Raw genomic sequence first — 13609 nt, 5'->3', positions numbered from 1 at the left:
AAATTAGCGGAGCCTTTAATAAGGCGTCCGCTATTCAGGATGGTCATTTATGCTTTGTCATTTCATTTAACGAATAAAAACGAGAGCGACCCCGAATCCTTTATCGGCATCAAACTCTTTGATCACTTTCATGACCTGCCAGCGCTGGTTTGGAGCGTCGGATTTTGCTGCAATCCCGTTATGGGCATGAATAAAATCTCCCGCTTTCACAGTCTCATCGCATTTGACATATACCTGACCGATAAGCCCGACAATGTTCCACTCGTCTCTTTCTTGTCTTGAAGTGTAGTCTTCTTCAGGGCGAAAGTCCGGATTTTCTTTTGGCGCCATGACCGTATGGCCGTTCGCATCTTTCTGTTCTTCATAAACATAGCCGCCAAACTCATTCTTTACGTATCGGCCCGACCAGTGAAAACTCGACTCACCGAGAATCACTCCGGCAGTCTCGGAAATAACCCCAAGCATGAGATCACCCTTTTCAGCCGGTCTGATCTTATCACCTTCAAGTGTGACAAGTGTTCCCGTCGGAATCTTCTCCCCGGTCAGGCTCTCAAAATACTCAGCGTAGTCAGAGAATGTCGAGGAACCTGTTACCCCTCCGGAAGCCTTAATTGTTCCTTCTTTTGCGTGAAGCTCAATTTTTCTGTTGGCTGATGACGGAGTGCTGCCGGCACCCCAGCCCCATACAGTTGAGTTAGCTTGTGGGTTAATCGTATTATATGAACCGATTACCCCGGATTGAGAACCTCCTGCAGCCTGTCCCCGGACAGAACCGATGACAAAGCCATTAGTTCCTGTAACGTGGGAATCTTTAGATGCCATAACGGAAGATCCTTTATGTTTAAACAACTCATACGGTGTTTTTTTACCGCCTACATGAAATGTTGTTTCATATCCTTGAAAATCAATATTTGATATATTCAGATCCGGACCCGAAGAATAGAGTCCGACCGTTCCGCCGCTGGCTCCCAATCTATGCCCGTATACATTGCTCACTGTACAATTATCAACGCCTCCGCCAAAAGCAAGTCCCGTCGTGCCGCCGTCAACTAGAAAAACACCGTCAATCATGCACTTTCCGACCGCATTTTCTCCGCCAAGAACATACAGATCATGAGCAGCGGAGCGGAACCCGCGGATCGTAATATTCTTCAGATTGACATACCGCCCTTTGTAATAAATCATAATGATCGTGTCATTGCTGTAATCATAGGAGCGATCTTCACAAATAGCCTGGAAGTTCACTATATTAACTGAATCATAGCCCGAAACAACTAAAGCACTCGCCCCGACGCCTTTATATATAGAATTTTGTTTAGGATTTGTTGCCTGACAATTTACTAATTGAACATCATGGGCAGTTTTTGATGTCGGCTCACCCGATAAATGGTGGCCAATATGTCTAATACAAAAACCGATTGCATTTTCGTAAGCACGGCAATTAGCCAGTTGAACCCGTTTAGCCGCCGGTGCATAGTCATGCGCCTTAATTTCATAACCGCGGGCACCGCCAATTGCAACACAGCTATCTAAAAATACATCTTGAGAACCGTCATCAATCTCAAAGCAATTTGAGTTTGACGTGCCATTCCCATTTCCCATCGGGTGATAAGAAATACAATGGCTAAAAGTAGTATGGAATCCAAAATGACAAGTAAAGTTATCATCGCCGGACCCTGTTGCTTCACAATGAGAAAACGTTACAAAGTTACAGCCGTTGGGCTGATAATAAGTGGGGTCGTCCATTTCTCCATGTCTGTTATAGTTCGGGCTTGTAGAATCAAAGCCGTGCAGGCCGCCGTTCTTCGCAAACACATGCTCGACAAAAGAATAGTCAACATTCGCAAAAAGCAAACAGCTTGAAGTAGGACCCTTCGGAATCTTCCAGCCGGCAGGACGCGTATCCTTGTTCCAGTCCAGCGTAAGATGGCCGACGTAAATATTTTCATTACCGTTCGTATAATCGCTGTTGGTCAGAACAGAATGGCCTACCGGTGTTTCGTCTAATAATTTAATGACCGTTCTTTTCTTGCCTGCTCCGACAAGCATTGTATTTGACGGAACAAACAATCCGGATGTTCTGAATACACCCGCGGGAACCGTTACGACATAACCTCCGTCGGCCATAGCATCATGAAATGCCTGCGTGTCATCTGTTACTCCGTCACCTTTAGCCCCAAAATCCATAACGTTTCGCTCTGTCACATGTTCAAATCTGTTTTCATACATTTTAAGTCTTTCATTTAAATTTTCATAAGTTGACGTGCCATCACTAAGGGCAGCACCGATTTTGCTGTCAATCGCTTCAAAGTTTTGAGCAATGCTTTCAACTTCAATCCCCTCCGTTTTATCGGGTTTGTAAAGTCCTAAGAACGTCGTATAGTTTGTCATGATCTTGCCTCCCATTTTTTAATTGCTATTTGAAACATCGCAGAAGTCATTCCGTTTTTGCATCTCCCGCTTTCACTCCTGCATGTACAGGTGGCAAAGGTATGACAAATTCATTCATACATTTTTTCAAAACATAAAAAGAGCGCCGGATTAACAAGCGCTCTTCCCATTCTGCACATAGTCTGCTGCAGTATTTTAACCGTTCAATATTTTCTCGACACGCTCCCGCATTTGCGGAACGCTTAATCCGACAATGACCTGAAGCGCCTTGCCTTTTCTGACGACGCCGTGGGCTCCCAGCTCTCTGAAATCGGCATCACCTTTGACCTTTGATTCATCAGCGACAGTGACACGGAGACGGGTGGCGCAATTGGTGACCTCTGTAATATTGTCCTTTCCGCCCAGCGCTTCAATATACAAAGCAGCTGTATCCCGCTGTGTTTCGTCTGCCGCAGCTGTTTCTTTTGAAGCCTGCTTCCGTTCTCTGTACTCCTTTTTCGAATAAAGCTTTGTTTCCTTTCCTTCCTCTTTCTCTCTGCCCGGGGTGGCGATGTTGAATTTGAGAATGAGGAAGCGGAAGACGAAAAAGTAAATGGCGGTAAAGCACAAGCCGATGATGATCTGGTATACATACGTCAAACCGTGGCTTGGGGCCAGCGGGATCCAGTTCAAAGTCGCCGCTTCAATCAAACCGCCGCCCATATTTCCGACGACGCCGGCCATATACATGACGGTCGCCATGGAAGCGGCAAGCAAAGCATGAACCGCAAATAAAAACGGCGAGATAAAAAGGAATGTAAATTCAATCGGCTCCGTAATACCGGCGACAATGGACGTCAAGGTGACAGGGATCAAAAGGCCGGCGACGATTTTTTTCTTTTCCTTTGAAGCCGTAGCGTAAAAGGCGAGCGCGATTCCCGGAATGCCGAAGATTTTCGAGTTGCCGTGAAGCGCGAAGCCCCCCTGCGGGAACAATTCTTTCAGCGGTTTGACGCTTTGGGAGTATTCTCCGAGATGCTGGGCCCAATAGGTGACGATACCGCCTTCAGCTACAGCCGGCCCGTAAACAAACGGTGAGTAAATAAAATGATGCAGGCCCGTCGGAATTAAAATCCGCTCCAAGAACGTGTAAATCCACACGCCGACCGCCCCGGAAGAAACGAGAAAGCTTTGCAGCGATCCGATTCCGGACTGAACCATCGGCCATACGTAGGCCACCGCAAGTGAAATCGGTATCATAATGAAAAAAGAAATAATGACGATGTACGAAGATCCTTGGAAAATCCCCAGGAAATCCGGCAGTTTTTTATCAAAATAGCGATTGTGCAAGTAAACGACAATAGATGAAATAAAGATGGCGCCGATAATATTCGTATCAAGCGTTTTGATCCCGGCGATCATCGTCAGCCCGCTCGTTCCGCCGGCTTCCTGATTCATATCGACATGAAAAGCCCCGCCCCAAACCGTCAGAATCGCATTGATAAAGTAATTGAATGTAAGATAAACTGTAAGCGCTTCCAAACAAGCCCGCGCCTGCGCTTTTTTCGCTAAAGCGACAGGGATGCCGATCGCAAACAGGAGCGGCATTTGATTAAAGACGGTCCAGCCGCCCTGTTCAATGACATACCAGCATTGATACCAAAGCCCGTCAGGATCAGCCAGCGGCCCCATCAGCGTTTTATTTTTAAAGAGCGTACTCAGACCGACAATAATACCGGAAAATGCAAATAACAAAACAGGCACAAACATCGCGCTGCCAAAGCGCTGGACTTTTTGCATCATTTCACGTGACCTCCCGCTATTTATCAAAATTTTCAAGCTCTTTATAATCAACATATGCACGGAATAACGCTTCGCCCACCAGAAAAAACGGGGCAAATGCGACAATTTCCGTTTTATCGCTTAACGTTACCGGCTTGCTGGTCGCATAAAGATTATACGGCGTCGTCTGCGCCAGTACGTTGTTTTTCAGATTGGTGATTGAAATGAACGGAACTCCCTTTGCGGACAAGGTCCTTGCCTGCGGAATTAATTCGGGTGTTTCCCCGGATAAAGAAATAATGATGAATACGTCATCAACCGTAAAATCATCACACATGATATCAAACTCTGTGATGTCCTGTATTAAAATCAAATACTTCCGCCGGGATACAAACATCCGCTGCAGCTCGCGGGCGCACACCCTTTGAGCCGTGCCCGATCCGTAAACGAAAATCCGTTTTGCTTCATCTATCAGCCGGCACATCTCCGTCATATCTTTTGACTTTACGTACTTTACGTTGGCTTCAATATCATCCAGCAGCTTTTCAAATGTCATATTCTCGCCTTCTTCAGGCTGATCCTCCCATTTCAGAAAAACCCGGAATTCACTGTAGCCGCTGAAGCCGAGCTTTTGGGCGAGCCGCAGGATCGAAGACCGAGAGACATTGCAGGCTTTCGCCATGTCATTGATACCGAGATGGTAGCACGTATGCTTATTGTTCAATATATATTTTAAACTATAAAAATCGTTGTCATTTAATTTCGCGTAATGCTGATTAACCAGTTCTTCAAGACTCATCCCAAAATCCCCCCGTTTTCTTTCTATTATATAGAATAACAGATGAAGAAAACGGGGAAGATTGTCATCAGGAAATATGAGACGGACTTACATCAAGCTCAGGCCAGTAATCCTTATTAGCCTCCATCAGATCTTCAAGAATCAGTCTTGCCACACGGGCATTCGGCACTGTTTTTGACAGGATCAGCGCCTGCCACAGCTTTTGAAATGACCGCTCTTCCCATGCTTCAGCCGTCAGTTTTTCGACAGATACCTGCTGTTCCATCAGGCCTTTTTGAAATTGCGGAATATTCCCGACGGAGAGCGGTTCCGGTCCGTTTGAACCTACGAGACAAGGAATCTCAACCATGGCTGACGGATCAAAGTTTGCGATCGCGCCGTTATTTTCAACGATTAACAGCATTCTCTCGCCGGTATTGTAAGCGATGGCCCGGGCAAGATCGACGATATAGGAAGCATGGTCGTCAATTGTAATTTCACTGTTTTTCGATGACTGCTCGCGCGTAATCATATCGCATTGGCTGAAAATGAAAGCTTCGCGCCCTTCCATGACTTCGTTGGCTCTCGTATGATTCGGATTTGATTTTTTCACCATATCATCAGGGAATAAGTAATATTGCAGATATGTGTTCGGAAGCGTATCCGGATCGGCCGCCTGAACATCGCGCGCCTTTTTGAAGGTGTCATTCCAGCTTGCTTCGGTCTGTTCAGCCTCCGTCTTCGGAACGTAGCCGTATTCACGGACATGCTCTTTCAGCTTCGGCATTAAATCATTGCCCTCTTGATCCGTGATGGACGTCCACCAGCCAAAGTGGTTCAAGCCGTAATAACGGACCTTCATTTCTTTTCTTGACGATAATCCGAGAATGTTCGCCATGCGATCCTCAATTCCGACCGGCATGTCACAGATGTTCAATATTTTTGAATTCGGTCTGAGGCGCCGTGTCGCTTCGGCCACAATCGCCGCAGGATTGGAGTAATTCAGCATCCATGCGTCAGGCGAGTACGTTTCCATATAATCAAGGATTTCCAGAACGCCGCCGATAGACCGCATGCCGTATGCAATTCCGCCCGGCCCGCATGTTTCCTGCCCGACGACACCGTACTTCAGCGGGATTTGTTCATCCAGCGCGCGCATCGCATATTTCCCGACGCGGATATGCGCCATGACGAAATCAACATCCGTAAAAGCCGTCTCCGGGTCATCAGTCGCCAAAAATTCAATGTCCGGCGCTTTTTCTTTTATGAATACCTCACACGCACCCGCAATCCGCTCCTGCCTTTCTTTATCATTGTCATAAAGTTTCAGCTTTCTGATCGGAAACTCTTCCAGGTGATTCAAAAGCATTAATACAATTCCGGGGGTAAATGTGCTGCCGCCGCCTGCAATAACGATTGAGAATGATTTGTCTGTCATGTGAAGCCCTCCTCTGATAACGTTTACATTTTATTTATATCATGAGAATGGCTTCTCTGTACCGGGTTTGTGGGAGTTAGATCATTTAATCATTTTTAGTTATTTTTCTCAAAAAGCGGGAAAGTTCTCACAGGAACAAAAAAGGCCTGCTGTGATCAGCAGACCTGTGTCTCAAAAATGCTCTTGTAAATCAGAAAGCTGCACTTCCTGCTCAAATTGAGGATTTCCGATCGGAAAAATCCTGGCCGTTTCCTTGTCCTCGTTGACATGCTGAATATAAATCGGGACGCCTTCATACGTCACATACGCCATGGCAGCGGATTCAGCAATGTCTTTCGCACGCTGTGTGTTCACGTCTCAAACCTCCTTTGGGCCTCACACATAACGTGTCCGGCAGCCAAGAGAAGTATGCTTGTTTCTTACAATTGTCCGGCGGTGAGTTTGAATTTTTTGAGGCGTTTGTAAAACGTGCTCCGCGGAATTCCCGCCATTTTAGCGGCCAGCGTGACATTTCCCTTTGCCGATTCAAGCGCGTTTACGATGATGTTTTTCTGAATGTGCTCCCGGATGGAAACAGGGGGCGCTTCTTCTTGGCTAAAAGACTGAGACTCTTCTGTGAGGCCTGACGCTTCAAGCAGAGATGGGAGAGGGCGCCCTGACAGTCTTCCGTCCGGGAACATGACGGACAGACGTTCAAACACATTAAACAATTCTCTGATATTCCCCAGCCATTTGCGGTTCTTTAAGATGTCTAAAAAATCATCAGGAAGCTCTCCCGGCCAGCCGCGGTTCCGCTGAAATTCAAAGAAGAGGCCGGGAATGTCTTCGGTGCGTTCTCTTAATGGCGGGAGATGGATCGGACAGACATGAAGCCGGTAAAATAAATCCTCTCTCAGCTTTTTGCTTTCGACAAGCTGTCTCAGATCAGTGTGGGCGGCGGTGATGATTCTGATGTCAACGGGAATTTCTTTCGTCCCGCCGATCGGAGTGACCTTCCGTTCCTGCAGCACGCGTAACAGAGCGACCTGCATGGAGTGTGATATTTCTCCGATTTCATCGAGGAAAAGTGTGCCTTTATCGGCTTTTTGCAATGCGCCGATCTGTCCTTTCCGTTTGGCTCCGGTGAAGGCGCCTTCCGTGTAGCCGAACAGTTCGCTTTCAATCAGCTTCTCGGGGACCGCTCCGCAGTTCACTGCGATAAACGGGCCGTTTTTTCGGGAGCTGTTGTTATGAATCGCCCGGGCGGCAACCTCCTTTCCCGTACCGGTTTCTCCGGTCAGACAGACGGTTGCGTCCGTTCGGGCGACAAGCTCCAGCTGCTGCAGCATATGTCGGGATGACGGGCTTTCGCCTGCCGCGCCATGAAATATAAAAGACGGCTTTTCTTCTCGTTCGGTTACATAAAAGCATGTGAAGCCGTTCTCCTCCCGTTTCGCCCGCTTGATCTGAAAGCCCTGTTCCTCAAGCTCGCGCAGCATTTGCCCGGTTAAATGCTGAACGGGGCGGCTTGCGGCGATAATCCGATTGATCTCATTGCAAAGCACGATCGGTTCATGAGACTTGGTGAGTTCCTCAAATTTTCCGATCATATCAAGTTCTGTCATCTTCATCTTTAAGGCAAGCTCCCGTTCCGCCGTATAAGCGATGGAGGAAGCAATTCCGAGCATAAATGGCTGAGCGCGGGCGGCAGGGCAGGAAATATCAATGACACCGGCCAGCCGCCCGTCTTCATAACGGATCGGAGCGGCGGAACAGCTCCACTGATGGGAAGCGAGCGAATAATGTTCAGAGCCGTGTATCATGACCGGTTCATTCGTATAAAGGGCCGTCCCGATCGCATTCGTGCCGACCGCCGTCTCCGTCCAGCAGGCGCCTTTTAAGAAATTGATGCGGTTCGCTTCATGAATGGTGCGCGGGTGGCCGTTAACTGAATGGACAACGCCGTCGGCATCAATCAGGAGAACCATCATTTCCATTTCCCGCATCGCTGTCTTCATTTTTTCTGCATGCGGCGACGAGGCCGCCAAAAATAACGCATGCTTTTCGGCCTGCCTTTCTAAATGATCTGCCGGCATTACCTTCGGCCCCTTTTCCAGATAAGGGTTGACGTCGGCTTTTTTGCAGCGGTGCCATGAGGCGGCCACCCGCTTCTGAATACGGGATTCATCGAGCACGCCTTCTTTCACAAAACGCTTCCAGGTTTTAAAATCATTCCGAATGACATTCATCGTATCCGCTCCCCCCTGTTCAGACCATCTTTTCATATATTGTAGGGGAAAAGTAAAGCGCTTTCAATAAAAAATACCCCTTCTCAATCTGAGAAAGGGTATCCCGGCTACACGGAATGCACCGCAAGTCCGGTGACATTCAGCAGAGCTTCCTGAAGTGTTTCCGAAAGAGTCGGATGCGCGGCGATCAAGTGCTCTGACATATCCGCCGTCATTTCACCGTTCATCAGCATGACCGCCTGGCCGATCAATTCTGTTACGTCCGGTCCGATCATTGACACGCCGACGATTTCTCCGAATTCCGGTTCGGCAATGATTTTCATTTTGCCGCCGTGCTGATGTTTAATTAACGCTTTTCCATTAGCGGAAAATGAGCATTCTCCGATTTTCACATCTCCGTATTTCTCTCTCGCCTGCGTTTCCGTCAGTCCGACAGCTGCCATTTCCGGCGATGTATAAATGCAGCGGGGCACCGCCCGCATATCGACTTTGCTGTCCTTTCCCGTGGCATGCGAAGCGGCGGTGATGCCTTCATGAATAGCGGCATGCGCCAGCTGCATTCCTCCGGCCGCGTCGCCGCATGCATATATATGCGGCACGTTTGTCTGCATATGGTCATTGACTTCAATGCCGCGCGGAGAATACCGGATGCCTGCCTGCTCCATGTTCAGCTTTTGCAAACGCGGTTTTCTGCCGATTGCAACCAGAATGTGATCAGCCCGGGCCTCAATTTCTTTGCCGTCTTGTGTCCACACAGCAGTTTTCCTTTCTCTGTCAATCCGCTGTAGGGCGGCTTTCGTCTGAATATCAACCCCGCTCTCTCTTAAAGAGTCTTCAAAAGCGGCCGCGATTTCTCCGTCTTCTGCCGGGAGCAGCCTGTCAGCCGATTCAATCACGGTTACTTTCGTTTTAAACCGGCTGAATAAAGATGCAAACTCGCAGCCGATTACACCTCCTCCGACAATGAGAAGAGAGGAAGGAATGTGCTGCAAAGAAAGCGCATCTTTGCTGTCGATCACCCAATTGCCGTCAAAAGGGGCAAACGGCAGCTCCGCCGGTTCAGATCCGGATGCAATCAATATCCGGTCCGCTTCCAGAATGTCTTTTGCACCTTCTTCTTCTTCAATCAGCAGCGTCTGATCTGTGAGAAATGAAGCAGTCCCGCGGATGACTTTAATCTGATTTGCTTTCATTAAGTATTGAATTCCCTGCACGAGCTGGCTGACGATTTGCCGTTTGCGCCCCTGCATGCGGGCCCAATTGAGTGTAATGTTTTGCGGGAGTTCGATGCCGAATGTATCTGCGTGCCTGATTTTATCAAGCACATTTGCGCTTTCCAAAAGCGACTTTGTCGGGATGCACCCTTCATTGAGACACGTACCCCCGAGCGGTCCTTTGTCTATCAGGACGACTTCTGCTCCCCTCCGCGCGGCAGTCACGGCTGCTGCATATCCGGCCGGCCCGCCGCCGATAATGGCTAGTTTCATTTCTTCACCTCTCTCTATAAAATCAATCCGGCAGGCTCTTCAAGCAATGTTTTGACCGTTTTCAGGAAGTCCGCGGCCGGGGCGCCGTCACATACTCTGTGATCAAAAGTAAGGCTCAGCGGCAGGATGGTGCTTTTGACAAGCTCATCTCCTTTGAACGCCGGCGTTTCATAGCTTGCGCCTACTCCGAGAATACCGGCTTCAGGCGGATTAAGAATCGGGGTGAAATGCTCAATTCCGTAACCCCCGAGATTTGTAATAGAAAATGTCGATCCGCAAAGGTCATCGCCGGAAGCATTGCCTTCCCGCGCCCGCCGTGCAGATGTGCTGATGTGATCCGCAAGCTCAAGGAATGAAAGCTTTTCCGCATCCCGGATCACCGGCACGACAAGGCCGTTTTCAAGCGAAACCGCCATCCCGAGATGGACATATGGATAGGTGATGATCCGCTCCTCTTGATAAGAGCTGTTCAGTTCAGGATGCTGTTTCAGCGCAAGTACCGCCGCCCGGGATACGAAGTGCGTGACTGTCAGCTTAACTCCGCTCCGCTTTTTCGCACTGTCAGCGAGCTGCCGCTGCCATTTCAACAGCTCTGTAATGTCGGCTTTCATGGTCAGCGTCAGCTGGGCGCTGTTTTGCAGGCTTTTGTGCATTCGGTCTGCAATCACTTTTCTCATCGCTGAAGCCGGTTTCCCCTCCGGCTGTGCCGTCTGAACCGAAGACTGCGGTTCAGCTTCCGTCTTCATGGCCTCGATGACGTCAGCTTTTACAATTCGGCCTCCGGGCCCCGTCCCGTTCAGCGTATCGACTTTCAATCCGGCTTTCTCCGCCATTTTTCGGGCAACGGGAGATATTTTCACGCGGTGATTACGCTTTTGCCCGGCTTTGGGAGCGGGAATATTTTCAGGTTCAGCTTGCGGTTTCCCTTCATTTTCAGGCGCCGGTGTCTCTTTTTCCCGCACTTCTTCGCCGTTTTCCCCGATATAACAGATGGCCGTTCCCGGCGGGACTCCCTCTCCCTCTTTGACTTTAATATGAAGAAGCGTGCCGCTTTCAGGCGCTTCAATGTCCATTTCTATTTTTTCAGAGTTGATGCTAGCGATGCTTTCTCCCTTTTCAACCGGGTCGCCGACTTTTTTATTCCAGACGGATACTTCACCTTTTTTCATCGCCATTCCAAGCTTCGGCATCACTACTTTTACAGCCATTCTTTATCCCTCCTTTAATACGCCAAAGGTTCTCCTAAAAGCTCAAGCGTCTCATTTACGATACGGGCCGGCGCCGGAAGATAAATATCTTCTAAGACCGGTGAAAACGGAACAGGCGTATGCGGGGCCGTGATTCGTTTTATCGGTGCGTCCAGCAGGTCAAAGCCTTTATCCGCAGCAAGCGCCGCGATGTCTGTCGCAATGCTGCAGCGCGGATTGGCTTCATCAATAATGATCAGCCTGTTTGTTTTTTCAAGTGACGCAAGGATAGCCTCTTCATCAAGCGGGGACAGACTGCGGGGGTCAAGCACCTCTGCTTCGATCCCTTTTTTCGACAGCTCTTCCGCGGCTTCCAGCGCCGTATTCACCTGCTTGCCGACTGCAAAAAGTGTCACATCGCCGCCTTGGCGTTTAATATCGGCTTTGCCGAGCGGGATCGTATAATATCCTTCAGGCACCTCGCCTGTCATGCTGTAGGACGTTTTGTCTTCAAAAAAGAACACCGGATCATTGTCCTCAATCGCAGCCAGAAGAAGTCCTTTTGCATCATACGGATTTGAAGGGACGACGGTTTTCAGGCCGGGAATGCTTGTAAACAGAGCATACATGGCTTGAGAATGCTGGGCGGCCGCTCTGAAACCCGCTCCGTAAGTCGTACGCACTGTAATCGGCACTTGGGCTTTCCCGCCGAACATATAGCGAAATTTTGCCCCCTGATTAAGCACCTGATCAAAGCAGGTTCCGATAAAGTCATTGAACATCAGCTCGGCAATCGGTCTGAGTCCGGTAGAGGCCGCAGCCATGGCCGCTCCCATGTAGCCCGCTTCAGAAATCGGCGTATCAAGCACCCTGCTTCTCCCGAATTCCTGAACAAGCCCCTTCGTCACACCAAGCACGCCGCCCCATGCTTCATCATTCTGCAAATGGTCGACATCCGCGCCTCCGGCCACATCTTCACCGATTAACAGCACATTTTCATCTCTTTGCATCGCAAGTCTCATCGCTTCATTGATTGCATCGGACATGCTCACGATTCTTGCCATTTCAACATTCCCCCTTTTTTAATAGCTCACATACACATCAGTCAGAAGCTCAGATTCGCTCGGATACGGGCTTTTCTCACTGAAAGAAACCGCTTTTTCAACCGCTTGTTTCACATTGTTTTCAATATCGGCAAGCTTTTGTTCCGCTGTCTTTTCCTGAAGCAGATATGCTTTAAAAGCGCTGATTGCATCACGGTCTAAGTGATCCGTCTTTTCCTCTTTCGGCTTATACGTCTGGGCGTCTCCTTCGAAGTGGCCGTAATTTCTGTAAGTCATGCATTCAATTAATGACGGCCCTCCGCCGTTTCTCGCCCGCGTGACCGCTTCTTCTGCGGCTTCATAAACGGCCAGCACGTCTTTTCCGTCCACAGTTACGCCGGGCATCCGGTAAGCCGCCGCTCTGTCGGCAATAGAATCACAGGCCGACGCGTACGAAAACGGCGTCGCTTCTCCGTAGCCATTGTTTTCTGCGATAAACACGACAGGAAGATTCCATACAGCCGCCAGATTGAGCCCCTCATGAAACGTACCTTGGTTGTTTGCGCCGTCTCCAAAGAAGCAAACGCTTACATTATTAGTCCCTTTATATTTAGCTGTCAGCGCTGATCCGCAGGCAAGCGTAAATCCTCCGCCTACAATTCCGTTTGCGCCGAGCATGCCTTTATCCAGATCCGCAATGTGCATAGAACCGCCCTTGCCTTTACACAGTCCGGTCGCTTTCCCGAATATTTCCGCCATCATACCATCCAGATCACAGCCTTTGGCGATACAATGGCCATGTCCCCTGTGTGTGCTCGTAATGCTGTCTCCGTCATTCAAATGAGCGCACACCCCTGCAGCTACCGCTTCCTCACCGGCATACAAATGGACGAATCCTGGAAGCACTCCCTGCGCGAACAGTTCATGGACTTTGTCTTCAAAGCCCCTGATTTCCAGCATCTTTTGGTACATCCACAGCGCTTTCTCCTCAGTTAATGACAAGCCTTCTCGTTTTAACAATTCCATTTTTTGTGCGCCTCCTTCTATTTAGGGTTCATATTTATAAATGCAAGAAGTGTGCCAGCTTTTAAAGCCCGTAAAATCAATGTTTTTATTTTATACTGTGAGACAGTTTGGTACAGGTGTCTCATTTTGTCTCGATCTATATCCATTTGTCTCGTTTTCAGGCATACAAAAAAGACCGGACATCACCCGGTCTTTGACAATGATCGACGTATTTATTTCCTCGGAAATCTTTTAACAGCTTCATACTTCTGCACTGCTTGTCTGAATGGC

At 48.8% G+C, this 13609-nt stretch carries 10 protein-coding genes; all 10 read right to left on the bottom strand.

Translation table 11 applies throughout. The annotated features are described in order from the left end of the window. Positions 1 to 66 precede the first annotated feature (66 nt). Positions 67 to 2391 (bottom strand): peptidase G2 autoproteolytic cleavage domain-containing protein, encoded by a 2325-nt coding sequence (locus AADZ70_RS19000; protein ID WP_342007484.1) that lies wholly within the window; start codon positions 2389 to 2391, stop codon positions 67 to 69. 195 nt (positions 2392 to 2586) lie between these two features. After that, complete coding sequence (locus AADZ70_RS18995; RefSeq protein WP_045925446.1) at positions 2587 to 4173, bottom strand: alpha-glucoside-specific PTS transporter subunit IIBC; 1587 nt, start codon at positions 4171 to 4173, stop codon at positions 2587 to 2589. A 16-nt stretch (positions 4174 to 4189) separates the two neighbouring features. After that, a complete protein-coding gene (locus tag AADZ70_RS18990) occupies positions 4190 to 4951 on the bottom strand; it encodes a MurR/RpiR family transcriptional regulator (protein ID WP_342007483.1) in 762 nt (253 codons plus the stop codon). A gap of 67 nt (positions 4952 to 5018) precedes the next feature. Then, entirely contained in the window at positions 5019 to 6368 is a 1350-nt protein-coding gene (gene glvA, locus AADZ70_RS18985; protein WP_045925445.1) for a maltose-6'-phosphate glucosidase, read from the bottom strand. Positions 6369 to 6539: 171 nt separating this feature from the next. Then, positions 6540 to 6722 carry a small acid-soluble spore protein H gene (locus tag AADZ70_RS18980; RefSeq protein ID WP_016936743.1) on the bottom strand — a complete coding sequence of 61 codons (183 nt, stop codon included), beginning with the start codon at positions 6720 to 6722 and terminating at the stop codon, positions 6540 to 6542. 65 nt (positions 6723 to 6787) lie between these two features. Next, complete coding sequence (locus AADZ70_RS18975) at positions 6788 to 8596, bottom strand: sigma-54-dependent Fis family transcriptional regulator (protein WP_342007482.1); 1809 nt, start codon at positions 8594 to 8596, stop codon at positions 6788 to 6790. 107 nt (positions 8597 to 8703) lie between these two features. After that, positions 8704 to 10083, bottom strand: a complete 1380-nt coding sequence (gene lpdA, locus AADZ70_RS18970) for a dihydrolipoyl dehydrogenase (protein ID WP_342007481.1) — start codon at positions 10081 to 10083, stop codon at positions 8704 to 8706. Between the two features lie 14 nt (positions 10084 to 10097). Continuing rightward, a complete protein-coding gene (locus AADZ70_RS18965) occupies positions 10098 to 11291 on the bottom strand; it encodes a dihydrolipoamide acetyltransferase family protein (RefSeq protein ID WP_342007480.1) in 1194 nt (397 codons plus the stop codon). A 14-nt stretch (positions 11292 to 11305) separates the two neighbouring features. Beyond that, entirely contained in the window at positions 11306 to 12334 is a 1029-nt protein-coding gene (locus AADZ70_RS18960) for an alpha-ketoacid dehydrogenase subunit beta (protein WP_016936747.1), read from the bottom strand. Between the two features lie 18 nt (positions 12335 to 12352). Beyond that, entirely contained in the window at positions 12353 to 13339 is a 987-nt protein-coding gene (locus tag AADZ70_RS18955; RefSeq protein ID WP_016936748.1) for a thiamine pyrophosphate-dependent dehydrogenase E1 component subunit alpha, read from the bottom strand. Positions 13340 to 13609: the final 270 nt, after the last annotated feature.

This window comes from Bacillus sp. YBsi01, from assembly GCF_038406745.1.
GTDB classification, from domain to species: Bacteria; Bacillota; Bacilli; order Bacillales; family Bacillaceae; genus Bacillus; species Bacillus siamensis.
This window is presented reverse-complemented; position numbering and strand designations above follow the sequence as displayed.

Excerpts from the sequence above, each read along its gene's own strand:
- AADZ70_RS18965 (WP_342007480.1), bottom strand. The coding sequence starts at position 11,291 with ATGGCTGTAAAAGTAGTGATGCCGAAGCTTGGAATGGCGATGAAAAAA.
- glvA (WP_045925445.1), bottom strand. The coding sequence starts at position 6,368 with ATGACAGACAAATCATTCTCAATCGTTATTGCAGGCGGCGGCAGCACA.
- AADZ70_RS19000 (WP_342007484.1), bottom strand. The coding sequence starts at position 2,391 with ATGACAAACTATACGACGTTCTTAGGACTTTACAAACCCGATAAAACG.
- AADZ70_RS18990 (WP_342007483.1), bottom strand. The coding sequence starts at position 4,951 with ATGAGTCTTGAAGAACTGGTTAATCAGCATTACGCGAAATTAAATGAC.
- AADZ70_RS18995 (WP_045925446.1), bottom strand. The coding sequence starts at position 4,173 with ATGATGCAAAAAGTCCAGCGCTTTGGCAGCGCGATGTTTGTGCCTGTT.
- AADZ70_RS18975 (WP_342007482.1), bottom strand. The coding sequence starts at position 8,596 with ATGAATGTCATTCGGAATGATTTTAAAACCTGGAAGCGTTTTGTGAAA.
- AADZ70_RS18960 (WP_016936747.1), bottom strand. The coding sequence starts at position 12,334 with ATGGCAAGAATCGTGAGCATGTCCGATGCAATCAATGAAGCGATGAGA.
- AADZ70_RS18955 (WP_016936748.1), bottom strand. The coding sequence starts at position 13,339 with ATGGAATTGTTAAAACGAGAAGGCTTGTCATTAACTGAGGAGAAAGCG.
- lpdA (WP_342007481.1), bottom strand. The coding sequence starts at position 10,083 with ATGAAACTAGCCATTATCGGCGGCGGGCCGGCCGGATATGCAGCAGCC.